The organism is Mycobacterium sp. M23085, from assembly GCF_045343915.1.
In the GTDB taxonomy this organism is placed as follows: domain Bacteria; phylum Actinomycetota; class Actinomycetes; order Mycobacteriales; family Mycobacteriaceae; genus Mycobacterium.
The window spans coordinates 206,668-232,059 of record NZ_CP174280.1; the positions used below are offsets into that span (position 1 = coordinate 206,668).

At 69.5% G+C, this 25,392-nt stretch carries 10 protein-coding genes and 1 pseudogene; 2 read left to right on the forward strand and 9 right to left on the reverse strand.

Annotated elements, in window-relative coordinates:
* Positions 1-35: 35 nt before the first annotated feature.
* Together ACIUM1_RS00995 and ACIUM1_RS01000 are read right to left on the reverse strand one after the other, a co-directional pair.
* On the reverse strand, positions 36-12,578 hold the full coding sequence (locus tag ACIUM1_RS00995) for an SDR family NAD(P)-dependent oxidoreductase (protein ID WP_406815463.1): 12,543 nt from the start codon (positions 12,576-12,578) through the stop codon (positions 36-38).
* Between the two features lie 406 nt (positions 12,579-12,984).
* Positions 12,985-13,335, reverse strand: a complete 351-nt coding sequence (locus ACIUM1_RS01000; protein ID WP_406815464.1) for a hypothetical protein — start codon at positions 13,333-13,335, stop codon at positions 12,985-12,987.
* Between the two features lie 172 nt (positions 13,336-13,507).
* Here ACIUM1_RS01000 and ACIUM1_RS01005 point away from each other — a divergent pair, with 172 nt between their 5' ends.
* Positions 13,508-13,843 (forward strand): RNA polymerase-binding protein RbpA, encoded by a 336-nt coding sequence (locus ACIUM1_RS01005; protein WP_007770897.1) that lies wholly within the window; start codon positions 13,508-13,510, stop codon positions 13,841-13,843.
* On the opposite strand, the pseudogene lnt reads toward ACIUM1_RS01005, so the two are convergent.
* The 3 genes and pseudogenes from lnt to ACIUM1_RS01020 all read right to left on the reverse strand — a co-directional run bounded on the left by lnt (position 13,821) and on the right by ACIUM1_RS01020 (position 19,011).
* Positions 13,821-16,452, reverse strand: a pseudogene (lnt, locus tag ACIUM1_RS01010) (apolipoprotein N-acyltransferase). The gene ACIUM1_RS01005 and the pseudogene lnt sit on opposite strands and share 23 nt — an antisense overlap.
* Before the next feature lie 331 nt (positions 16,453-16,783).
* On the reverse strand, positions 16,784-18,316 hold the full coding sequence (locus tag ACIUM1_RS01015) for an amidohydrolase (protein WP_406817888.1): 1,533 nt from the start codon (positions 18,314-18,316) through the stop codon (positions 16,784-16,786).
* Positions 18,317-18,474: 158 nt separating this feature from the next.
* A complete protein-coding gene (locus ACIUM1_RS01020; protein WP_406815465.1) occupies positions 18,475-19,011 on the reverse strand; it encodes an FxsA family protein in 537 nt (178 codons plus the stop codon).
* 73 nt (positions 19,012-19,084) lie between these two features.
* On the opposite strand from ACIUM1_RS01020, the gene ACIUM1_RS01025 reads away from it, so the two are divergent.
* On the forward strand, positions 19,085-19,792 hold the full coding sequence (locus ACIUM1_RS01025; protein ID WP_406815466.1) for a dienelactone hydrolase family protein: 708 nt from the start codon (positions 19,085-19,087) through the stop codon (positions 19,790-19,792).
* A gap of 3 nt (positions 19,793-19,795) precedes the next feature.
* On the opposite strand, the gene ACIUM1_RS01030 is transcribed toward ACIUM1_RS01025, so the two are convergent.
* Genes ACIUM1_RS01030 through ACIUM1_RS01045 form a run of 4 tightly spaced genes read right to left on the reverse strand, consistent with a single transcriptional unit; the run spans position 19,796 to position 25,390 of the window.
* The gene (locus ACIUM1_RS01030) at positions 19,796-20,659 is read right to left on the reverse strand and encodes a type 1 glutamine amidotransferase domain-containing protein (protein WP_406815467.1); all 864 of its coding nucleotides are present in this window, start codon (positions 20,657-20,659) and stop codon (positions 19,796-19,798) included.
* 12 nt (positions 20,660-20,671) lie between these two features.
* Positions 20,672-21,061, reverse strand: a complete 390-nt coding sequence (locus ACIUM1_RS01035) for a PPOX class F420-dependent oxidoreductase (RefSeq protein ID WP_406815468.1) — start codon at positions 21,059-21,061, stop codon at positions 20,672-20,674.
* Between the two features lie 31 nt (positions 21,062-21,092).
* Positions 21,093-24,668: a cobaltochelatase subunit CobN gene (cobN, locus tag ACIUM1_RS01040; protein ID WP_406815469.1), complete on the reverse strand. Its 3,576-nt coding sequence runs from the start codon at positions 24,666-24,668 to the stop codon at positions 21,093-21,095.
* Between the two features lie 47 nt (positions 24,669-24,715).
* Complete coding sequence (locus tag ACIUM1_RS01045; RefSeq protein ID WP_406815470.1) at positions 24,716-25,390, reverse strand: alpha/beta hydrolase family protein; 675 nt, start codon at positions 25,388-25,390, stop codon at positions 24,716-24,718.
* Positions 25,391-25,392: the final 2 nt, after the last annotated feature.

Below are 25,392 nucleotides of genomic sequence, written 5' to 3' on the forward strand. Positions count from 1 at the left end.
GCTGCGCTCTGCATCGTCGTCGGCGCGGCTCATGGCTATTCGTCGTCGTCCAGCAGCGCGGCGTTGACCAGGTCGTCGAGATCCATATCGGCGATGTCCTTCTCCGCAGCGATAGAAGTCGCCGCGGGCGCCGCGGACTGGCCGTTGCCGCTGGACGATTCGTTGGCCAAGGCCAGCAACAGCTCCAGCACGCCGGCCTGACGCAGGCGCTTGACCGGAATGGATCCGACCACCCGCTGGATCTCGGCTTCACCGGGTGCGGCCGCCGCAGCGGGCTGATCCGACGATCCGACCAATTCGCGATACATGTAGCCGGCCAGCGCCGCGGAGTTCGGGTAGTCGAAGATCAGTGTCGGTGAAAGCGCCAGCCCGGTCGCGGCTTTGAGCCGGTTGCGCATCTCGACGGCCGTCAGCGAGTCGAAGCCGAGTTCTTGGAACGCCCGGTCCGGGTGGATCGCCTCCGGGCTGGCGCTGCCCAGCACGGTGGCGATGTTGGCGCGCACCAGGTCCAGCAGGATCGCCTGCTGCTCATCCTCGGGAAGCCCTTCGAGGCGTTGCAGCAGCGCGGATTTCGACTTGGCTGCGGCCAGCGAGTCGTCGACCTGGCGCCGCGACGGCGCGTTGATCAGATCGACGAACATCGGCGGCAGCGTGCCGCCGTCGAACTTGACCCGCAACGCCGCGAGGTCGATGTGGGCGGGCAACATGAACGGCTCATCGACAATCAGCGCGGTGTCCATCAGCTCCAGCGCCTGGTCCGAGGACATGGCGACGATGCCGTCCCGGCCGAACCGGGCGCGATCGGCGGCGCCCAGCCCACCGGTCATGGCGCTGGCTTGATCCCACAGGCCCCAGCCCAGCGAGATCGCCGGCAGCCCGTGCGCCCGCCGATGTGCGGCCAGCGCGTCCAGGAAGGAGTTACCGGCGGCGTAGTTGGCCTGTCCCGACGCACCGGCGAGCCCGGCGATCGACGAAAACATCACGAACGCAGACACGTCGAGCTCGCGGGTCAGTTCGTGCAGATTCCATGCCGCGTCGACCTTGGACCGCAACACGGCTTCGATCCGGTCGGGCGTCAGAGACGTCACCACCGCGTCGTGCAAGACCCCGGCGGCGTGGATCACCCCGGTCAGTGGACGCTGCATCGGGATGTCGGCGATCACCTTGGCCAAGGCCTCGCGATCGGCGGCGTCGCAGGCTACCGCCTCCACGTGCGCACCGGCCGCACTCAGTTCGGCGACCAGCTCCGCGGCACCCGGCGCGTCCAGGCCGCGCCGGCTGACCAACACCAGATTCCTTGCGCCATGCCGGGTTACGACGTGCCGGGCGACCGCTGAACCGGCCATGCCGGTGGCGCCGGTGATCAACACCGTGCCGGCCGTCCACGCGTCGGGCATGGTCATCACCACCTTGCCGACGTGGCGGGCCTGGCTCAGGTAGCGCAGCGCGGCGGGTGCGCGTCGCACATCGAACCTGGTGACCGGCAACGGCCGCAGCACGTCTTCGCCGAACATGGCGGCCAACTCGTCGAGCATCTGTGCGATGCGATCCGGTCCGGCTTCGAAGAGATCGAAGGCACGGTAGCGCACGCCCGAGTGGTCCCGGGCGACCACCTCGGGGTCGCGGATGTCGGTCTTACCCATCTCCAGGAAGACCCCGCCGGGGGCCGTCAGGCGCAGGGATGCGTCGACGAAATCACCGGACAGCGAGTCGAGGACGATATCCATCCCGGCCATGCCGGTGACCGTCCGGAACTTCTCCTCGAATTCCAGGCTCCGCGAGTCGGCGATGTGATCGTCGTCAAAGCCCATGGCCCGCAGCGTGTCCCACTTGCCGCGACTGGCGGTCGCGAACACCTCGAGACCGATCTGGCGGGCCAGTTGGACCGCGGCCATCCCGACCCCGCCGGCGGCGGCGTGCACCAGCACCCGCTGACCGGGCTTGGCGGCGGCCAGGTCCACCAGCGCGTAGTTCGCCGTGGCGAACACCACCGAGGCTGTCGCGGCGGCGGTGTGTGACCATCCGGTCGGCACCTTGACGAGCAGACGCTGGTCGGTCCTGGCGATGGTTCCGGTGCCGTCCGGGAACAGCCCCATCACGCGGTCACCGACGGCGAAACGCCCATCCTGCGAGGCGGTCTCGATCACGACTCCGGAGGCCTCGATACCCATGACCGCCTCGGGGTCGGGATAGAGGCCCAACGCGATCATGACGTCGCGGAAGTTGGCCGCGATGGCCGACAGCGCAACCCGCACCTGGCCCGGACCCAACGGCGCGTCGGCGTCGGGAATGCGCTCTATCCGCAGGTTTTCGATCGTGCCGTGGCTGCTCATGCCGAGCCGCCACGGTCCCTCGTCGGGTGGCAGCAGGAGACCGCCGACGGCGCGGCTGCCGAGCACCCGCGCGGTGTAGACCGATCCCTTGCGCAGTATCGCCTGCGGCTCGCTGAGCGCCAGAACCGCTGCTATCGCGTCGGAATCCAGCGGCGCATCCGTGTCGACGAGCACGATCCGTCCGGGATGCTCGGTCTGCGCCGACCGCACCAGCCCCCAGACCGCGGCGCCGGCCAAATCGGTGACGTCCTCACCCGGCAGCGTCATCGCGCCCCGGGTCGCCACCACCAGGGTTCCGGCGTCGTCCCGGGACAGCCACGACTGCAGCACCGGCAGCACCGCTCGCGTCGCCGCGTACACCTCGGTGATCACGTCGCCGGACACTGGCCGCGATTCGAACAGGACAGCGGACCGGTCGGTCTCGGCGTCGATTAATTCCGTTGTGCCCCAAGCGGATACCGATACCGGCTGCACCGCCACCGCCGGCTGAGCGGACCAGATCACCTCGAAGAGCCGGTCCGGTCCCGAATTCGACACCGCGGCCAGCAGCTGCTTGTCGGTGACCGGGCGGGCCACCATTGACGCCACCGAGAGGACCGGCAGCCCCAGCCCGTCGGCCAATTCGATCGACACGGTGGAAGGGCTGACCGGTACGATCCGCGCGCGCACCGCGCTCGCCCCCGCGGCGTGCAACGACACCTGCTGCCAGGAGAAGGGGACCAACATCGAACCCGCGGGCAGTTCGTCGCTGTCGGAGGCCAACATGACCGCGTGCAAGGCCGCGTCGAGCATCGCCGGGTGGACGCCGAACCCGGCCGGCGAAACCCCGGCGCCGGCGGGCAGCGTCACTTCGGCGAAAACTTCGTCGCCGCGGCGCCACATCGACGTCAGGCCGCGGAATGCCGGCCCGTACCCGTAACCACGCTCTGCCAGTTGCTCGTACCCGTCGCCGACATCCAGCGCGACCGCTCCCACCGGCGGCCACGCCGAGAGGTCCGCGCTCGGCTGCACCGAGCCCGCCCGCAGCACACCTTCGGCATGCAGCGACCAGCCCGAGCCGGCTTCGGCCCGCGAGAACACCGAGACGGCACGAGCACCGGAATCGTCCGGGCCGCCAACCACGACCTGAACGGCGACCGATCCACCGGGCGGCAACACCAGCGGCGCCGCGAGATTGAGCTCGTCGACGACTCCGCAGCCCACTTCGTCACCGGCGCGGATCGCCAACTCGACGAATCCCGCGCCGGGGAACAGCACGACACCGCCGACGGCATGATCGGTCAACCAGCCCTGCGTGCCGGGCGACAACCGGCCGGTCAGCACCACCCCGCCGGTGGCCGGCAGTTCCACCACGGCGCCCAGCAGGGCGTGTTCACCGGCGGCCAGGCCCAGGCCCGCAGCATCGGCTGGGCCGCCGTCGGCGGAAAGCCAAAAGCGGCGCCGGTCAAAGGCATACGTGGGCAGTTCGACGAGATTGGCGTCGCCCACGGCGCCACGCCAGTCCACATCCATCCCGGCGACGAACCCCTGCGCGACGGCGTTGACCAGGGTGACCGGTTCCGGGCGGTCCTTGCGCAGCGCGGACATGGTGGCCACCGGGGCCGCCACCGGATCAGTGGCCAGGGTTTCTTCGATCGATGCCGTCAGGCCGCCGCTTGGCCCGACTTCGAGGAACCGGCTTGCGCCGGCGGCGTGCACGAATCGCACGCTGTCGGCGAATCGCACCGCTTCGCGCACGTGTCGCTTCCAGTACGCCGCCGACGCGAAGTCGTCACCGGCCAGTTGGCCGGTCAGGTTGGACACGATCGGAACGGTCGGCTTGCCGACGGTCAATCCGGCAGCGACGGTTCCGAATTCGTCGATCATCGGATCCATCAACGGCGAGTGGAAGGCGTGCGACACCGAGAGCCGATGCACACGGTGGCCGTCGGTGCGGAGCCGGTCCGCGATTGCGATCACCGCATCTTCGGCGCCCGAAATCACCACCGAGGTCGGCCCGTTGACCGCGGCAATGCCTACGCCGGGCACCAGGAGCGGCCGCACCTCTTCTTCGGTGGCCTGTACCGCCACCATCGCGCCCCCCTCGGGCAGCGCCTGCATGAATCGGCCCCTGGCAGCCACCAGCACCGCGGCGTTCTCCAGGGACAGCACTCCGGCGACGTGCGCGGCCGCCAACTCCCCGATCGAGTGGCCCATCACGAAGTCGGGCCGCACACCCCAGGATTCGAGCAGCCGGAACAATGCGACTTCCACCGCGAACAGCGCGGGCTGCGCGAATTCAGTGTTATTCAAGAGCTTTTCGTCGTGCCCCCACATCACCTCGCGCAGCGGGCGAAGAAGGTGCCGGTCCAGTTCGGCTACCACGGTGTTGAACGCCTCCGCGAACACCGGATAGCCGGCGTGCAATCCCATTCCCATGCCCAAGATCTGCGATCCCTGACCCGGGAACACGAACACCGTCTTGCCGGCGGTTACCGTGCCACGAATGACCGAGCCGCCCAGGTCGTCACCGGCCAGCTCGTCCAGCCCCGCCAGTAGCTGGTCGCGGTCGCTGCCGACGATGACCGCCCGCTGTTCGAAGGCCGACCGCCCCGCCAGCGACCATCCCACATCGGCAATGCTCAGGTTCGGGTGGGCGCGCAGGTGGGCCGCCAACCTGCTGGCCTGAGAGTTCAACGCGGACAGCGATTTCGCCGACACCGGCCACGGCACCACCGGCACCTTGGGACCGTCCAGGACGCGCGCCGACTCGGCCGGCACCGCCTCGACGATGACGTGCGCGTTGGTGCCGCTGATCCCGAACGACGACACACCGGCGCGGCGCGGGCGGTTGCCGGGCCAGGCCCGGGCCTCGGTCAACAACGACACCGAACCCGTCGACCAGTCGACGTGCGGGCTGGGCTCATCGACATGCAGTGTCGCGGGCAACATCTCGTGGCGCATCGCCAGGACCATCTTGATCACCCCGGCCACCCCGGCGGCCGCCTGCGTGTGGCCCATGTTCGACTTGATCGAACCCAGCCACAGCGGCTCGCTGCGGTCCTGCCCGTAGGTGGCCAGCAGGGCCTGCGCCTCGATCGGGTCGCCCAACGTGGTTCCGGTGCCGTGCCCTTCGACGACGTCCACCTCCGCCGGCGTCAACCCGGCGTTGGCCAGCGCCGCGCGGACCACCCGCTGCTGGGATGGACCGTTGGGCGCGGTCAGCCCATTGGACGCGCCGTCCTGATTGATGGCGGAGCCGCGCACCACGGCCAGCACCGGGTGCCCCAGCCGTTGCGCGTCCGACAGGCGCTCCACCACGAGCATGCCGCCGCCTTCGGAGAACCCGGTGCCGTCGGCCGCGCCGGCGTAGGCCTTGCACCGGCCGTCCTCCGACAACCCGCGCATCCGGCTGAACTCCACAAAGATGTCGGGCGTGGCGTTGACGGTGACCCCACCGGCCAGCGCCAGATCACACTCGCCCGAACGCAGCGACTGCGCCGCCATGTGCAGCGCCACCAATGACGACGAGCACGCCGTGTCCACCGACACCGCCGGGCCTTCCAGGCCCAGCACATAGGACACCCGGCCCGACGCCACGCTCGAGGACTGGCCGGTCAGCCGGAAGCCCTCCGCGGTCGGTTTCGCGCCCATGCCGTAGCCCTGCGTGTACACCCCGGCGAACATTCCGGTGGCGCTGCCGCGCAGCTTGCCGGGCTCAATTCCGGCCCGCTCCAACGCTTCCCAGGACAGCTCCAGGAACATGCGCTGCTGCGGGTCCATGGACAGCGCCTCGCTGGGCGCGATGCCGAAGAAGGCGGGGTCAAAGTCTGCGACCCCGTCCACGAAGCCGCCGGTGCGGGTGTAGCAGGTCCCGGGAACATCGGGATCCGGGTTGTACACGCCGGCCAGGTCCCAGCCGCGATCGGTCGGGAAATCGGAGAGCACGTCGCGGCCCTCGGTCAGCATCTCCCACAGGTCGTCGGGCGAATTCACCCCGCCCGGATAGCGGCACGCCATGCCGACGATGACGATCGGATCGTCGTCGGTGGCGCGAGCGACCGGGGCGTGCTTGATTTCCTGCGGGACCCCGGCCAGTTGGGTGCGAATGTAGCCGGCCAGGCCGTTGGGCGTCGGGTAGTCGAAGATCAGGGTCGGCGAAAGCGCCAGCCCGGTAGCGGTTTTGAGCCGGTTGCGCATCTCGACCGCGGTCAGCGAGTCGAAGCCCAACTCCTGGAACGCCTTATCCGGGTCGATCGCCTCCGCGGTGGTGTTCCCCAGCACGGTGGCGATGTGCGATCGCACCAGGTCCAGGAGCACGGCGTGCTGCTCGGCTTCGGACAACCCGTCCAGGCGGTGCGCCAGCGCCGATTTCGATTTCGCGGCAGCCAGCGAGTCGTCGACCCGGCGGCGCGTCGGCGCGTTGACCAGATCGGTGAACATCGGGGGCACCGCGACCGCGTGGGCGCGCAGCGCACCGAGATCGATGCGGGCCGGCGCCAGGAACGGCTCGTCGACGATCAAAGCGGTGTCGAACAGCTCCATGGCCTCGTCCGACGACAGGGCCAATATCCCGTCGCGGCCCAGCCGGGCGAGGTCGGCGGCGTCCAGTCCGCCGGTCATGGCGCTGGCCTGATCCCACAGCCCCCAGGCCAGCGAGATGGCCGGCAGCCCGAGCGCCCGCCGGTGCGCGGCCAACCCGTCCAGGAACGAGTTCGCCGCCGCGTAGTTGCCCTGACCCGACGAGCCGACCAGCCCGGCCATCGACGAAAACATCACGAAGGCAGACAGATTCAGGTCGCGGGTCAACTCGTGCAAATTCCAGGCCGCGTCGACCTTGGCCCGCAATACCGCGTCGATCCGCTCGGGGGTCAGCGAGGTGACCATCGCGTCGTCCAGCGCGCCGGTCGCGTGGATCACGCCGGACAGCGGACGCTGCGCAGAAATGTCGTCGATCACCTGCGCCAGGGCTGCCCGGTCGGCCGCGTCGCACGCCACCACACGCGCCCGTACTCCGGCGGCCTGCAACTCGGCCATCAGCTCGGCGCAGCCCGGTGCGTCCGGACCGCGGCGGCTCAGCAGCACCAGGTCCTCGACGCCGTGGTGCGCCACCAGGTGCCGGGCCAGCGCCGAACCCGCCATGCCGGTTCCGCCGGTGATGAGCACCGTGCCTGCCGACAGCCCACCTGGCCCAAAAGGCACTGTCATGACGACCTTGCCGATGTGGCGAGCCTGGCTCAAGTACCGCAGCGCGGTACGGGCGCGTCGCACGTCAAAGGTGGTTACCGGCAACGGTTCCAGCACCCCGGCGTCGAACAGCCCGGCGAGCTCCTGCATCCACTGGTGCATTCGGGGGCGGCCGGGCTCGAACAGGTCGAAGGCCCGGTAGCGGACGCCCGGATACTCCTGGGCGACCACGCCCGGGTCGCGGATGTCGGTCTTGCCCATCTCCAGGAACACGCCGCCGGGAGCGACAAGCCGCAGTGAGGCATCGACGAACTCGCCGGCCAGCGAGTCCAGCACCACGTCCATCCCCCGGCCACCGGTGCCCGCGCGGAATTTCTCCTCGAACTCCAGGCTGCGCGAATCCGAGATGTGGTCGTCATCGAAGCCCATGGCCCGCAACGTGTCCCACTTGCCACGGCTGGCCGTCGCGAACACCTCCAGCCCGAGATGCCTGCCCAGCTGCACCGCGGCCATCCCGACGCCACCGGCCGCGGCGTGCACCAGCACCCGCTGCCCCGGCTTGACGTCTGCCAGATGAATGAAGGCCATGTAGGCGGTGGTGAAAACCGCTGAGATGCCGGCGGCTTCGGCGTAAGACCAGTCGGCGGGCTTGTGTTGCAGCAGGCGTACGTCACCGGGAACCAGCGTTCCACTGCCGTCGGGGAAGAAGCCGTAGACCGAGTCGCCGACCGCGAACTCGGAGACTCCGGGCCCCACTTCGACCACCACGCCGGCGCCTTCGCCACCCAGCAGCGCGTCGTGGGTGAACATGCCCAGGGTGATCATGACGTCGCGGAAGTTGGTGGCGATGGCGCGCAGGGCCACCCGAACCTGGCCCGGCTCCAGTGCAGCGGCGGCATTCGGAACCGGCTCCAGTTGCAGGTTTTCGAAGGTGCCCGCGCTGCTGATTCCGAGCCGCCAGGGCCCATCCGCCGGGGGCGTCATGATGCCGTCGACCGCGCGGCTGCCGCGCACTCGCGCGGCGTAAGCCGTACCCGCACGCAACAACACCGCAGGCTCACCCACCGCAAGGACGGTGGCAATCGCGTTATCGTCAAGTGCCGCATCGGAATCCACCAGCACGATCCGGCCGGGGTGCTCGGTTTGCGCCGAGCGGACCAGCCCCCACACCGCCGCGCCGGCCAGATCGGGGACGTCCTCCCCCGCCAATCCCATCGCGCCCCGAGTCGCGACCAGCAGCACGCCGGAGTCGTGCTCGGTCAGCCACGACTGCACGGCGGCCAACGCTTGATGCGTACGCTCATACGATCCGGAGACCGGATCTTGGACGTCCGCAACGGATTCGAATAATTCGTGCCCGGGCAGCTCGGTGTCGGCGGCCGGCGCCGCTACCGGTGACCACACCACCTCGAACAGCCGGTCCGGGCCCGAGGCCGACACCGCCGCACGCAGCTGCCGCTCGCTCACCGGGCGCGCGACCATCGCGCGCACCGACAGCACCGGCAACCCGAGTCCGTCGGCCAACTCGATCGAAACCGCCCTGGAGGCCGCCTCCGGCCCCGATGCCGGCGCGATGCGCGCACGCACCGCGGACGCGCCCGCGGCGTGCAACGACACCCCCTGCCACGAGAACGGCAGTACCACTTCGTCGGCCTGCCCGGCGATGTGGTGGCCGACGATCAGCGCGTGCATGGCCGCGTCCAGCAACGCCGGGTGGACACCGAAACCGTTCACGCCGCCGGCGGCGTCGGGTAGCCGCACCTCGGCGAACACCTCGTCGTCGCGCACCCACGTCGCGGTCAGGCCCTGGAACGCCGGGCCGTAGCCGTAACCGCGCTCCGCCAACTTGTCGTAGCCGTCGGCGGCGTCGACCTTGACGGCTCCCGCCGGCGGCCATGCCGACAGGTCCGCACCCGGCTCGACGGAGCCGGTGCTCAGCGTTCCTTCGGCGTGACACACCCAACCGGAGCCGGCGTCGGGGCGAGAGAAGATCGACACTTCGCGCCGGCCGGATTCTTCGGCGGGGCCGACTACCACTTGCACGGCAACCGACGCCGACCCGGAATTCTTGCCCGGCAACATCAACGGCGCCTGCAGTGTCAGTTCGTCGACCGTCGAGCAACCGACCTCGTCGCCGGCGCGAATAGCCAACTCCACGAAGCCGGATCCGGGAAACACGACCGTGCCGGACACGGCGTGATCGGTCAGCCAGCCCTGCAGACTCGGCGACAGGCGGCCGGTCAGCACCACCCCGCCCGAAGCCGGCAGCTCGACGACCGCGCTCAGCAGCGGGTGCTCGCTGGTGCCCAGGCCCAAGCCCGAGGCGTCCGCCGCGACGCCCTCCCCGGACAGCCAAAACCGGCGCCGGTCAAAGGCATACGTCGGCAGCTCGACGAAGCCGGCGCCGTCCAGCGCGCCACGCCAATGCACGCCCACCCCCGCGACGAACGCGGTGGCGGCCGAAGTCAGGAATCGGTCCAGCCCGCCGTCGTCGCGACCCAGGGTGGGGATGACGATGGCCTCGGTGTCGCCCGGAAGGCTGTCGTTGGCGGTGTCCTCGATGCCCGCCACCAGAGCCGGGTGCGGACTGGATTCGATGAACGTCCGGTAGCCATGCTCGCCGGCGCTGCGGACGGCCCGGTCGAGCTGCACGGTCTGACGGATGTTGCGATACCAGTAGTCGGCGTCCAATCCAGCTGTGTCCAAGCGGTTTCCGGTCACCGTGGAAAAGAACGCGATGCGCGAGGAGCGCGGCTCGATACCGGACAACAGCTCCGCGAGATCGGCGCGGATCGCTTCCACTTCAACCGAGTGCGAGGCATAGTCCACATCGATCCGCCGGGTCCGCAGCTCGAGGTCGGCGCAGAAGCCGACGAGCTCGTCGAGCGCGGTGCCCTCACCCGACACCACAACGGCCGACCGGCCGTTGACAGCGGCGATGCTGACTCGATTCCCATACGGCGCCAACAGCTCTCGGGCCCGTTCGGTGCTGCAGGCGATGGACAGCATGCCGCCAGGGCCGGTCAGTGACGTCAGCAGCTTGCTGCGCAACGTGACCACCCGGGCGGCGTCGTGCAGCGACAGCGCACCGGCCACGTAGGCGGCGGCGATTTCACCTTGCGAGTGGCCGATCACCGCGTCCGGGTGCACCCCGACCGACTTCCACAGTTCGGCCAGTGACACCATCACCGCAAAGAGCACCGGCTGCACGACATCGACGCGGTCCAGTCCCGGAGCGTCGGGGGCGCCACGCAGCACGCCGGTCAGCGACCAGTCGACGAATTCGGCGAACGCCTCTTCGCATTCCTGGATCTGTTGAGCGAATACCGGTGCGGTGTCGAGCAATTCGACGGCCATACCCTGCCATTGCGAACCCTGGCCGGGGAAGACGAACACGGTCTTGCCCGCCGGCGTCGCGGTGCCCCGAATGACCGATCCGGTGGGGTCATCGGTGGCCAGCTCGTCCAGCCCGGCGAGCAGCCGATCACGGTCACCGCCGACCACCACGGCGCGGTGCTCGAAAGCCGCGCGGCCCGCCAACGACCATCCGATGTCGGCGATGTCCAGATCACCGTGCGCGCGAACGTGTTCGGCGAGCCGAGCGGCCTGCGCCGCCAACGCCGACGGCGTCTTCGCCGACACCGGCCACGGCACCACCGGCCGCACCGGTCCGGCCTCCCGAGGCGGGGCTTCCGGAACCGAAACCGGGGCGGCCTCCACGATGACGTGCGCGTTGGTGCCGCTGATGCCGAACGACGACACCCCGGCGCGGCGCGGGCGCTCCACCTGCTCCGCCTTCCAGGGCTGAGCTTCCGTCAGCAGCGACACCGAGCCCGCCGACCAGTCGACGTGCGGGCTCGGCGCGTCCACGTGCAGCGTCGCCGGCAGCGTCTCGTGGCGCATCGCCTGCACCATCTTGATCACCCCGGCCACCCCCGCGGCGGCCTGCGTGTGCCCCATGTTCGACTTGATCGAGCCCAGCCACAGCGGCTGGCTGCGATCCTGTCCGTAGGTCGCCAGCAGGGCCTGCGCCTCGATCGGGTCACCCAGGGTGGTGCCGGTGCCATGGCCCTCGACGGCATCCACGTCGGCCGCGGACAAACCGGCATTGGCCAGCGCGGCACGCACCACCCGCTGCTGCGAGGGGCCGTTGGGCGCGGTCAGCCCGTTGGACGCGCCGTCCTGATTGACCGCCGAGCCGCGCACCACGGCCAGCACCGGGTGCCCCAGCCGCTGCGCGTCCGACAGGCGCTCCACCACCAGGATGGCGCCACCCTCGGACCAGCCGACCCCGTCGGCTGCGCCGGCGTAGGCCTTGCACCGGCCGTCCGGCGCCAGTCCGCGGTGCCGGCTGAACTCCACGAAGACCGTCGGGGTGGCGTTCACGGTGGCGCCACCGGCCAGGGCCAGATCGCACTCGCCCGAGCGCAGCGACTGCACGGCCATGTGCAGGGCCACCAGCGACGACGAGCACGCGGTGTCCACCGACACCGCGGGGCCTTCCAGGCCCAGCACGTAAGACACCCGACCCGAGGCGACGCTGGAGGTCATGCCGGTCAGCCGGTAGCCCTCGATTTCCTCGGCGAGCATGCCGTAGCCCTGGACGATGAGCCCGGCGAACACGCCGGTGGCGCTGCCCCGCAACCCGCTGGGGTCAATCCCGGCCCGCTCCAGCGCTTCCCACGACAATTCGAGCAGCATCCGATGCTGAGGATCCATGGCGAGCGCCTCGCTCGGCGCGATCCCGAAAAAGGCCGGATCGAAGTCCGCGACGCCGTCGACGAAGCCCCCGGTGTTCACGTAGCACTTGTGGCGCGCGTCGGGGTCCGGGTCGTACAGGCTCGCCACGTCCCAGCCGCGGTCGGTGGGGAACTCCGAGATCACGTCGCGGCCGTCGGCGACCATTTGCCACAGCGCCTCGGGGCTGTCCACGCCGCCCGGGAATCGGCACGACATACCGACGATCGCGATCGGCTCGTTGGACCGCTCCAGCAGCGCACGGTTGGTGCGCTTCAGGCGCTCAACCTGGACCAGCGCCTTGCGCAGCGCTTCGGTCGCATGCTGGAGTTGATCAACCATTACAAACCTCACCTAACGACGTTCGGCCGTCTTTCACCGCCGGATGCGGTTTTCGCCCAGTGACGGAATTTGCTGCACGAGGCGACGCCGGTTCCCGTTCGACCAGCGTCGTGCTGCTCTCCGAACCAAGAATATTGCTGGTGAGTATGGCCAACTCCGGCAGGATTTCAAAACGTCCGCTGCTCCCGGCTGCTACGGGAGGACCGGCATGGACAGGTGCGCCGCGCCGCGCAAAGTAGCCGTGACGCCGGGTGCCCGGCGTGTTCGCTGGACAGCGGTGCGCTGTGGACATGGCCCGACGTCCATGGCGCGACTGTACCCGGCTAGCCATACCTGGTGATCAGGTGGATGTGGTGGGGAGTCCGGCGCGACGGCGGGTCCGGCCGGTCCGGTGCGGGCGGCGCGGTCACACACCCGCCCGGCGCCAACCGTCGGCGGCCCTGGCGGCTTGGATCAACGCGTCGCATAACTGGCGTAGCTCGTTGGCCCCGGCGCCTTCGTCGACCGCGGTGGCAACGTCCTCGGCCGCGCACCGCACCTGGTAGACGCGGTCCGACAGGTCGGCTGCGTCCTCGGCCGACAGCACCACCGCGTCGTCGGGGACGGCTGCCGCGCCGTTCCGGTTCAGCGAGGCGCGCTGTTCGTACGCGCGTTGCCGGCACGATTGGCGGCAGTACTGGCGGCGACGGCCCAGCCCCGCATCGGTAACGTCTCGGCCGCACCAGCGACAGGGCTGCGGGTGGGTACGGCGGCTCACGCCTGCCGACTTTAGTCGGGATTTCCCGGCGATCCCGGTATCATTGAAGGTCGCGTCGCGTAGGCCTGCCTCGGCCGGGGAACTGCGCAGATCGCCGCAGCGTTTGCTAGATGAGAGTTTGCAGAGCAGTACGGAGCCGGAGAGCTCCGAGAAGACTAAAGGAGTAGCAGCCATGGCTGATCGCGTACTGAGAGGCAGTCGCCTCGGGGCCGTGAGCTACGAGACGGACCGCAACCACGACCTTGCACCGCGTCAGCTCGCGAAGTACCGGACCGAGAACGGCGAGGAATTCGAGGTTCCCTTCGCCGATGACGCCGAGATCCCCGGCACCTGGCTGTGCCGCAACGGCCTGGAAGGCACCCTGATCGAGGGCGACCTGCCCGAGCCGAAGAAGGTGAAGCCGCCGCGGACCCACTGGGACATGTTGCTGGAGCGCCGCTCGGTCGAGGAGCTCGAAGAGCTGCTCAAGGAGCGCCTCGAGATCATCAAGACCCGCCGCCGCGGCTAACCACCGCGCCGGCCCGGCCCGCGACTAGGTGCGGTTGTCGGCCCTGGTGGCCCGCACGCCGGACCGCCGGCCCTGGACACCCCAGCGGGTGACTTTCACCAGGGCCTCGCGGATGTTCGACCCGCTCATTTTGGACACGCCGAGTTCACGCTCGGTGAAGGTGATGGGCACTTCGACGATGGTGAACCCGTTGCAGATGGTCCGCCAGGTCAGATCGATCTGGAAGCAGTAGCCCTTGGAGTCGACGCCGTCCAGATCGATCGCTTCGAGCACCTCGCGGCGGTAGGCGCGGTAGCCGGCGGTGATGTCGTGCACGCCGATACCGAGCGCCAGCCGAGCGTAGGTGTTGGCCGTCCACGACAGGGCCCAGCGCCGCTTCGGCCAGTTCCGCACCGCGCCGCCCTCGACGTAGCGCGACCCGATGGCCAGGTCGGCGCCGGCGTCGACGGCGTCCAGCAGGCGGTGCAGCTGTTCGGGCGCGTGGCTGCCGTCCGCGTCCATTTCGACCAGGACCGAATAGTCACGGCTCAACCCCCACGCGAAACCCGCCAGATACGCCGCACCCAGGCCGTCCTTGGCGGTGCGGTGCATGACGTGCGTGCGACCGGCGTCGGCCGACGCCAGCTCCTCGGCCAGCCGGCCGGTGCCGTCGGGGCTGCTGTCGTCCACCACCAGCAGGTGCACATGCGGGCACGCCTCTTTGAGGCGCCGGTGGATCACCGGGAGATTCTCCAGCTCGTTGTAGGTCGGGATGATCACCAAGACGCGCTGGCTGGGACGATTACCTGGGACGTGGGGCGCCGGCTGGCCGGTGGTCATGTAGCTCCTCTGTGTCACCCGAAATCGAAAGAGTGTCGGCCGTCCTCGTCGGACGGAGTGTGGTCGGCGGCGCCGTCTGCCGGCGTGCGGTCCCGAGAGTCGGGCACAGCGCCTGAGTCGTGCTCGTCATCGGGCGGGGGTGTGCCCGCGGCCGCACCGGCCGCCTTCGATTGACGTGTGGATCGCAGACGTACCGGACGCGGGAACCATCCATTGTGCCGTATCCCGGCCAGGATCACCGCTCCGGCCGCCAGGACCATGACCCACTGCAGCAGCGGCCCCCAGCGGGTCGCCGGCGTCAGCCTGGTCTTGAGACGCACCTGCATGTCCAGATAGGCGGGCTGGAAGAAGTCGGTGCGGGCGAGCTCGCCGCCGTCGGGGGCCACCACCGCACTGATCCCCGTGGTGCCGGCGACCACCACGTATCGGTCGTGCTCGACGGCCCGGACCTTGGCGAATGCCAGCTGCTGCTCACTCATCCTCTTGTTGAAAGTGGCGTTGTTGGCGGGCACGGCTAACAGCTGGGCACCGCCGAGCACCGCCTGTCGCGGCACCCGGTCGAAGATCACTTCCCAACACGTGGCGACGCCGAGCGGCACCCCCGCGATGTGCACCACATCCGAGCCACGCCGGGGCACAAAGCTCCCGGCGCGACCCGCGTAGCCGGACAGGTGTCTGAACAGCCACGGCATCGGCAGATACTCGCCGAACGGCTGCACGATCTCCTTATCGTGGCGATCGGCCGGTCCGGTGGCCGGATTCCACACGATCATGGTGTTCGTGTAATTGGGGTCCTGCGGCGGGCGCCCCGGGACTTCGAGCACGCTGCCGATCAGGATCGGGGCGCCGATCGCCGCCGCGGCCTGTGAGATTTCCAACTCGGCGTCGTGGTTGACCAGCGGGTCGATGTCTGACGAATCCTCCGGCCAGATCACGAATTGCGGTTGCGGGGCGGCCCCGGAGTGCACGTCGTCGGCCAGCCGCAGGGTTTCCTGGACGTGGTTGTCCAGCACCGCGCGCCGCTGTTCGTTGAACTCGAAGCCCAGCCGCGGCACGTTGCCCTGGATGGCCGCGACGGTAACCGACGGCTCGCCACCCGACCCGGTACCGGCGTGGCGCACCTGCGGCCAGACGATGAGCGACGCGAACAGCACCAGGCAGATGCAGATGCCGGGCAGCACCACCGCGGGCGGCGCCTGGCCGGGCTGCGCATGATCCTCGCTGCCGGCGTCGCCGGCCGCCGGCTGACCCGAATGCCACCACTTCACGATCTCCAGCGCGATGGCCGTCGCGCTGAAGCCCAGCAGCATGATCGCCATGGACACCAGGGCAACGCCACCGAGCTGGGCCAGCGGCAGGAACGGACCGTGTGTCTGACCGAACGCCACCGAGCCCCAGGGGAAGCCGCCGAACGGGACTATCGACTTGAGCCACTCCTGGGCCGCCCATACCAGCGCGAACCAGATGGGCCAGCCGGGCAGCCGGCGCACGGTTACGGCGCACAGGCCGAACAGGGCGGGAAACAGCGCCGATACCGACGCCAGCGCGATCCACGGGACCGGGCCGACCAGTAGGCCGACCCACGGCAGCAGCGGCAGGTAGAACGCCAGCCCGAACAGGAAGGCATAACCCAGCCCGCCCGCCGGCGTTGTCGCGGGGTGGGTCAGCACCCACGCCAGCAGCGCGGCGGCCACCACGGCAGCCCACCACCAATTCAGCGACGGGAAACTGGCGCAGAACAGTAAGCCGCCCATCACCGCGCAGCTCAACCGGGTCAGGCGGGGCAGCATCGCGGCCTGGGCGGCGGGCAGCCGCGCGACGATCGCAGCCACCAACCCGGTTACCGCGCCGCGCGCCGCGGTCGCCAGCCGATCGGCCGGACTCGCGCCGGCCGCCGCCGGTTCCGCTGCGCTGTCGTCCCGGCCGGATTCGCCGTCATGCGCGTGGTTTCGGGAGTCGGGCTCGACGCGGACGTCGCTGGGTTCCTCGCGGTTGTCGGCGGGCCCGTCGTCGCGGTCCGATTCGGCCTCATCGCCGATGGGGTCGGTGTCAGGCCGCACCGGCGGGTCCTCGTTCACCGCGTCGGTGTGGTCGGCGGGTTCGTCGTCGCCCAACCCATGCCTAGCCATGGATGACAGCACCCCGATGCACCGTTCGCCGGCACCGCGGTAGGGCGTCGTCGCGCCCCAATCGCGGCAGCGCGGGCACCCGGGAACGCGGGTCGGTCGACCAGCGCTGGACGGTGTCGCGCGGGGCGTGCACCTCCAGGTCTCCGGCATCCCAGATGACGTACGAGGCCGGCGCTCCGGGCACCAGGATGCCGGTCTTGCCGTCGCGGACGCCGGCCGCCCGCCAACCACCGCGGGTGGCGGCGGCAAACGCGGCACGGGCCGAGATCCCGCTTCCCGCGGTGCGATGGTTGACCGCCGCGCGCACGCTCACCCACGGGTCGAAGCCGGTGACCGGAGCGTCGGAACCTAGCGCGAGGGGCACGCCTTGGGATGCTAACAGCGCAAAGGGGTTGAGCCGACTGCCTCGCTGGGTACCGAGCCGCCGCGCGTACATGCCGTCGGCGCCGCCCCAGAGGGCGTCGAAATTCGGCTGCACGCTGGCGATGACCCCCCACTGGCCGAGCTTGGCGGCCTGCTCTGCGGTGACCATCTCGACGTGCTCGAGTCGATGCCCGCAGCCGGCGACGGCGACCGGCCCGAGGTCGGCGACCACGCGCTCGATGGCATCCACCGCCGTCGCGACCGCGGCGTCCCCGATGACGTGGAATCCGGCGGTCACTTCGGCCTGCGTGCATGCCCGCAGGTGCGCCTCGACGGCGCCGGCATCCAGATAACAGGTGCCGGTGCGGTCCGGCGCATCGGTGTACGGCTCGCGCAGCCAGGCGGTGCGCGACCCCAAAGCCCCGTCGATGAACAGGTCACCGGCCAACCCGTGGGCCCCGGTCGCCGACATCAGCTCCCGCGCCTGGGCGGGGGTGCTCACCGGCTCACCCCAGTAGCCGATCACCTCGACGCCCTGATCGAGGGCCCGCAACTGCAGCCAGTCGTCGAGCCCGCCGATGTCGGGTCCGGCGCATTCGTGTACCGCGACGACGCCGGCCGCCGCGGCCGCCCGCAGCGCGGCGGTACGGGCCTCGGCGAGCTGTTCGGTCGTCAGCAGGTCCCGGGCGACGGCTCGCACCAGATGGTGGGCGTCGCCGACCAACGGCCCCTCGGCGCTGAAACCGGCAGCCGCCGGAAGCTCCGCAACCAGCCGCCGCAGGCCCGCCGACGCGAGCGCGGAGTGCACGTCCACCCGCGCCAGGTAGGCGGGCCGGCCATCGAGAACCGCGTCCAGGTCGTCGGTGCTGGGCGGGCGGTTCTCCGGCCAGGATGTTTCGTCCCAGCCGTGCCCCCAGACCGGCCGGCCCGGGTGTGCGGCGGCGTAGTCGGCGACCATCTGCAGGCAGTGGGCGCGCGAGGCCGCCGGACGCAGGTCCAGCCCGCTGAGGGTCAGCCCGGTGGCGGTGAGATGAATGTGGCTGTCGACGAACCCCGGCGCCACGAAATCGCCATGGAGGTCGTCGATGCGGGCATCCGGGAACATTCGGCGACCGACCTCGTCGCTGCCCAGCCAGGCCACCACGCCGTCGCGGACCGCCATCGCGGTCGCGTCGGGTTGGGCCGGGCTGTACACGCGGCCGTTGACCAGCAGGGTCACCGGTGCGGGATTAACGGTCACTATCGGTCACAGGCCAAAACTACGTGCAACGGTTCGGATGGCGATAACGCCGGACGGACGATGCGGACCCCCGTGCGACGTCAGCGTCCGTCGAATCGTTGCGGCCGCACCGGCGCCTCGACATCGCGGACATCGATGACCTCACCCTCGATGTAGTCGCCGTGACCACGGCCGGCATCCGGGTAGGACCCGCTGGGATGCTGCGCCGGGTGCGACTGCACGCGGAAAGCGCTCGCGTAGCCGAGTCCCGGCATCCGCCGCTGCAACGTGCGCAGCGCCATGGCCGTCAACCCGGGGCCGACGGCCGACCGTACCGGCCGGATGAGGAGTAGTAAGCCCAGCGCCGTGCTGACCAGACCGGGCACCAGGACCAGGAGCGCCGCCAGGCTCACCAGCGCACCATCGCCGGCCGCCGCGCGCTGTCCGGCCGGGCCCGAGCGCAGCTGCCCGAGCCGGCGGATGAGGTGCGAACCCGCCAGCGGGGCCAGGATGCCCCAGCCCAGCAGGAAGGTCGCCAACAGCGCCAGCAGGGTCCAGCCCCATCCGATCGTCGACACCAACGCGAAGATCACCGCGAGTTCGACGACGGCGTAGATCAGCAACAGCCGCGACACCATGTCAGACCAACGTCCGCATGCCGCAGCCGAGTTCCCGTGGTGCTCACCCGCGGGATTGCAGTTAGATGACGCTATGACGACGATTCAGATCGACACCCCCGACGGACCGATCGATGCGTTACTGAGCACGCCTCCTGGAGAAGGCCCATGGCCGGGGGTGGTGGTCATCCACGATGCGCTCGGCTACCGGCAGGACAAGCAGTCGATCAACGACCGCATCGCGGCGGCGGGTTATCTGGCGCTCACCCCGAACCTGTATGCCCGCGGCGGCCGCATCCGCTGCATCACCCGGGTCATGAAGGAGCTGCAGACGCAGCGCGGCCGTGCCTTCGGCGACATCTTGGGCGCCCGCGACCACTTGAAGGCCATGCCGCAATGTTCGGGCCAGGTTGGCATCGCGGGTTTCTGCATGGGCGGGCAGTTCGCGCTTGTGATGTCGCCCAAGGGTTTTGGTGCGGCCGCGCCGTTCTACGGCACTCCCCTGCCCCGCAACCTCGACAAGACGCTCGACGGCGCGTGCCCGCTGGTGGCCAGCTTCGGCGGCCGTGACCCGCTGGGCCGGGGGGCGCCCGAGAAGCTGAACGCGACGATCGCCGCGAAGAACATCACCGCTGACGTCAAGGTCTACCCCGGTGTCGGGCACAGCTTCGCCAACGAGCTGCCCGCCCAACCGCTGCTTCGCATTGCCGGTTTCGGCTACGACCGGGACGCCACCGAGGACGCGTGGCGGCGGGTGTTCGCGTTCTTCGGCGAGCATCTGGGAACGGGCGCCGCGACGTAGGGGTTAGTGCGCCGTGTTCAGCTTCTGTGACAACACCGTTGCGAATGTGTGGGTATCGCCGGGCCAGCGCGCCGACACATAATTGCCGTCTTCGACGACGAATGCCGGCCGCGAATCCGTCGGCGTATCACGAACCACACCCGACGTTTTCAGCAGCCAGTGCGGTGATCCGCGGGCGACATCACGGAAATCGGCGGGATCCTCAAGCGCGCGTGTGACTTCCGACTGCACCGACATGTACCCACCGGGTTGGCCCGGTTGCTCGGTATAGGTCCGGTAGTAGTCGCGGTCCCAGAACCGGGTGAATCGGGTGAGGCGCCAGGCCAACCGCTCCATCGCCCAGGTCAACGCCGTGGTCTTGCGCCCGTACAGGACGGAACGGCCGGTGCCGGGATCGACGCTGCGCGCGGCGAGTAGCACCCCGTGACAGATGGCGGCCACCACCAGCCCGCGAGCGAAGGCCTGCACGACCAGCCGGTGCAGGATGTCGCTGTCGATGTAGCTGCGCATCCCGCGGGCACGGTGTCCGCCCGGTAACAACAGCGCGTCGACGCCGTCGAGGGTGGCCCGCGCCCAGGCAACCGGATGCTGAAACTCCTTGGAATACACCATGTCCCGATAGGCATTGCGCCCGGCCTTGTCGGCCCGCAGCGCGAGCCCGATCAGCGGGACGGCTCCCATCAGGGGCAACGCCGACCAGACGTCCAATCCACGGCCGGTCACCATGATGTCGTCGGCCACCCCGGGCGTGCCGGACTCGGTCGCAAAGATCACGCGGTGGCCGCTTCTCGTCAACACCCGCCAGCTGACCGCGACCTCGGTCGGGTCGAAGTCGCGGTCCGGAATCGGAATGAGCACGGTGGCCATGACGCCTTGGTTTCAAGCCACTTTCAGTTCCAGTCCGACGTTGTTGTGCATGCCGCCGCGCAGCTTGCTGACGAAGTTGAACACCTTGCCGACGACGCCGTAGCGCTTGCCGATCGCGTCGTAGACGGCGGCCGTTTCCGACTTGTCCAGGATGGCCGCGGTTCCCTCGACGGCCTCGCTGGTCGGTCGCCCCCCCATGGTGCAGGTGGCCAGCGTGACCCGCGGCGTGTTACGGATTCGCTTGACCTTCCAGGACTTTTCTCCGGTGATGACCAGAAGGCGGTCCCCGCGCTGCTTGTCCAGGGCCGCCCAGATCGGCGTCGGCTTGGGCTTGCCGTCCTTGGTGAAGGTGGTCAGCAGGATGTACTGCGCCTTGGCAAGGTCATCGAAGGTTGGTGTCACGGTGTCAACCTACGCCGAGCAGGGCCGGAAGTCAGCCTTCGAGATCGCCCTCGGTTTCCAGCAGCGCCTGCCGCAGCCCGTCAAGGGTTTCCGGTTGGGGCTGCTCCCACATCCCGCGCCCGGCCGCCTCCAGCAGCCGTTCGGCCATGCCGTGCAGCGCCCACGGATTGGACTCGGTCATGAACTTCCGGTTCTCCGGGTCCAGCACGTAGCGCTCGGTGAGTTGTTCGTACATCCAGTCGGCCATTACCCCGGCCGTCGCGTCGTAGCCGAACAGGTAGTCGACGGTCGCCGCCATCTCGAACGCACCCTTGTAGCCGTGCCGCCGCATCGCCGACATCCAGCGCGGGTTGACCACGCGTGCCCGGAATACCCGGGTGGTCTCTTCCGAGAGGGTGCGGGTGCGGATCGAGTCGGGGCGGGTGTTGTCGCCGATGTAGGCGGCGGGCGCCTGCCCGGTCAGTGCCCGCACCGTCGCCACCATGCCACCGTGGTACTGGAAATAGTCGTCGGAGTCGGCGATGTCGTGCTCGCGGGTGTCGGTGTTCTTGGCGGCCACCGCGATGCGCCGGTACTGCCGGTTCATGTCGTCGACGGCCTCGCGACCGTCCAGGTCTCGGCCGTAGGCGAAGCCGCCCCACGCGGTGTATACCGCGGCGAGGTCGGCATCGTCGCGCCAGTTGCGGCTGTCGATCAGCTGCAGCAACCCGGCGCCGTAAGTACCCGGCTTGGACCCGAAAATCCTTGTTGTGGAACGGCGTTGATCACCATGATGAGCCATATCCGCCTGGGCGTGGGCGCGGACGTAGTTGTCCTCCGCGGGCTCGTCCAGGTCGGCGACGAGCCGCACGGCGTCGTCGAGCATCGTCACGACGTGCGGGAAGGCGTCACGGAAAAACCCGGAGATCCGCACCGTCACGTCAATGCGCGGCCGGCCAAGCTCGTCAAGCGGAATCGGCGCCAGGTCCACGACGCGTCGCGACGCGTCGTCCCACACCGGCCGGACACCCAGCAGGGCAAGGACTTCGGCGATGTCGTCACCGGCGGTGCGCATGGCCGAGGTGCCCCACACCGACAGGCCGACCGATTGCGGCCACCGCCCGTGGTCGTCGCGGTACCGGCTGAGCAACGAATCCGCCAGCGCCACACCGGCTTCCCAGGCCAGCCGGGACGGGACGGCCTTGGGGTCGACGGAATAAAAGTTGCGGCCGGTGGGCAAGACGTTGACCAGCCCGCGCAGCGGCGATCCCGACGGCCCGGCCGGGATGAATCGGCCGTCCAGGGCGCGCAATACCTGCTCGATTTCAGCGGCGGTGCCGGCCAACCGAGGCACCACTTCGGTCGCGGCGAACCGTAGCACCGCGGCGACGCCGGGGTTGTCGGTGATCCGTTCGGCGGCGTCAGCGTCCCAGCCGCTCGCCTGCAGCGCGGCGATGAGCTCGCGGGCCGCGGCCTCGGTTTGGTCGACCGTGGTCCGGTCGTCGGTGCCGTCCTCGGCCAAACCCAGGGCCTGCCGCAACCCGGGCAGGGTGTGCTCGCCGCCGAACAGTTGGCGGGCCCGCAAGATCGCCAACACCAGGTCCAGTTCGGCTTCCCCAGTGGGCTTTTGCCCGAGGATGTGCAGGCCGTCACGAATCTGGACGTCCTTGATCTCGCACAGCCAGCCATCGACGTGCAGCAGCATGTCGTCGAACGAATCTTCTTCGGGTCGTTCGGTCAGGCCCAGATCGTGGTCCATCTTCGCGGCCCGCATCAGTGTCCAGATCTGCTGACGGATGGCGGGCAGCTTGCCGGGATCCAGGGCGGCGACGTTGGCGTGCTCATCGAGCAGTTGCTCCAAACGCGCGATGTCGCCATAGGATTCGGCCCGAGCCATCGGCGGGATCAGATGGTCGACCAGAACGGCGTGTGCGCGCCTCTTGGCCTGGGTGCCCTCCCCGGGGTCGTTGACCAGGAACGGATAGATCATCGGCAGGTTGCCCAGCGCGGCGTCGGGGCCGCAGGCCGCCGACATGCCCAGCGTCTTGCCGGGCAGCCATTCCAGGTTGCCGTGCTTGCCCAGATGCACCACCGCGTGCGAGCCGAACCCGGCGTCCAGCCAGTGATACGCGGCCAGGTAGTGGTGGCTGGGCGGCAGGTCCGGGTCATGATAGATGGCCACCGGATTTTCCCCAAAGCCTCGGGGCGGCTGCACCATCAACACCAAGTTGCCCGATTGCATTGCGGCGATCACGATTTCGCCGTCGGGATCGTTGCTGCGGTCCACAAAAAGATTCCCGGGCGCCGGGCCCCAGTGCTCGGTGACCGCGTCGGTGAATTCGGCGGGCAGGGTCGCGAACCATTCGCGGTAGTCCTTGGCGGACACGCGGATCGGGTTGCCGGCGAGCTGGCCTTCGGTGAGCCAGTCCGGGTCCTGTCCACCCCGCTCGATCAGCGCGTGGATCAGGGCGTCGCCGTCGTTGGCCTCAACCCCGGGCAGCTCACCCACCCGGTAGCCGTGTTCGCGCATCGCCTGCAGCAGCGCGACGGCGCTCGCCGGTGTATCCAACCCGACCGCGTTACCAATCCGGGCGTGCTTGGTCGGATAGGCCGAGAACACCAGGGCCACCCGCTTGTCCGCCGGGGATACCTGGCGCAGCTGAGCGTGGCGCACCGCCAGTCCCGCGACCCGGGCGCAGCGTTCGGGATCCGCGACATAGGAGATCAGGCCGTCTTCGTCAATCTCTTTGAACGAGAACGGCACCGTGATGATGCGGCCGTCGAACTCGGGCACCGCCACCTGACTGGCCACATCGAGGGGGCTCAGGCCGTCATCGTTTGCGCGCCACTGGGCGCGCGGGCTGGTCAGGCACAGCCCCTGCAGGATCGGAATGTCCAGGGCGGCGAGGTGTTCGACGTTCCAGCTGTCATCGGAACCACCAGCCGCGGCCTCCGCCGGTCTCAGTCCACCGGCCGCCAGGACGGTTACCACCATGGCGTCGGCGTCGCTTAGCCGTTGCAGCAGTTCGGGTTCGGCGGTGCGCAGCGACGCGCAGTAGACCGGCATCGGCCGTGCGCCGGCGTCCTCGATGGCCCCACACAGCGCCTCGACATAGCCGGTGTTTCCGGCCAGGTGCTGCGCGCGGTAATACAGCACGGCGATCGTCGGGCCGTCGATATCGATGGGGTTCGGCCGCGGCAGCTCTCCCCAGGTCGGCGTCACCACCGGCGGAGTGAACCCGAACCCGGTCATCAGCACGGTGTCCGAGAGGAAGGCGTGCAGCTGGCGCAGGTTGTCGACGCCGCCGTGGGCCAGGTAGATGTGCGCCTGCACCGCAATGCCGGCCGCCAGCGTCGACAGACCGGTCAGCTCGGCGTCGGCCGCCTGCTCGCCGCTGACCAACACCGTGGGCACACCGCTCGCGATCACCATGTCGATGCCGCTCTGCCACGCGCGGTAGCCGCCGAGAATCCGCACCACCACGATGGCGACGTCGGCCAGCAGGTCGGGCAACTCGTCTTCTGACAGCCGGGACGGGTTGGCCCACCGATAGTTCTTTCCGCTGGAACGGGCGCTGATCAGGTCCGTATCGGACGTCGACAGCAGCAGGATGGTCGGCTCAGCCACCCATCATTCGTACCGCAGCGAGACACCATCGCGCCGACGGGGACCGGTCAACCGCCCAGCAGCGCCGCGATCCGGTCGGCGACCTGTTGGGCCACCGCCCGGGCCGCTCCGTTCTTCGCCGGTTCGTAGCGGTCCGCAACGGCGTCGTAGTCGGCGCCGGCGATCGAGCCGTGGTCGGCTTTGAGTTCGACCAATTTCACCGGCCAGCCGATACGTTCGAGGCTGGCGGCGAAGTCTTGACTGGCGGCTACCGGCACGACGTCATCGTCGACGCCGTGCAGCAATGTGAAGGGCGCACCGATATCGGCGGCGCCAAGCCCGTCGGTCAGCGTCGCACCGGTAATCGGATCGGGGACCATGAACGCTCCGGCGAGGCAGATCGTGTGCGCGGGCATGAGGCCGAATTGCGTCGCGTGCAGCGTCACGCCGGCCGCCGCGGCACCGCCCATCGACCACCCGACCAGCAGGATGCGCTCGGCGTCGGTGGCGAGGTTGCGGGCAAAGTCCAGCGAACGCAACAGATCACCACGCCCGCCGTCATCTGCATGTGAGTTCCAGTCCGGTGCCACCACCACCGCGGCGCGCCCGGCGAGCATGCCGGCCAGCGGGCCGACGGCGGCGCGGGCATCGGTCTGCGCGCCGTGCCACAGCAAGATGGTGGAGGGTGCCGGCTCGCCGAAGACGTCGACCAACCGGCCGGGCGCATACTCCACCGTCCTCACGG

Excerpts from the sequence above, each read along its gene's own strand:
- ACIUM1_RS00995 (WP_406815463.1), bottom strand. The coding sequence starts at position 12,578 with ATGGTTGATCAACTCCAGCATGCGACCGAAGCGCTGCGCAAGGCGCTG.
- ACIUM1_RS01005 (WP_007770897.1), top strand. The coding sequence starts at position 13,508 with ATGGCTGATCGCGTACTGAGAGGCAGTCGCCTCGGGGCCGTGAGCTAC.
- ACIUM1_RS01015 (WP_406817888.1), bottom strand. The coding sequence starts at position 18,316 with ATGGCGGTCCGCGACGGCGTGGTGGCCTGGCTGGGCAGCGACGAGGTC.
- ACIUM1_RS01020 (WP_406815465.1), bottom strand. The coding sequence starts at position 19,011 with ATGGTGTCGCGGCTGTTGCTGATCTACGCCGTCGTCGAACTCGCGGTG.
- ACIUM1_RS01025 (WP_406815466.1), top strand. The coding sequence starts at position 19,085 with ATGACGACGATTCAGATCGACACCCCCGACGGACCGATCGATGCGTTA.
- ACIUM1_RS01030 (WP_406815467.1), bottom strand. The coding sequence starts at position 20,659 with ATGGCCACCGTGCTCATTCCGATTCCGGACCGCGACTTCGACCCGACC.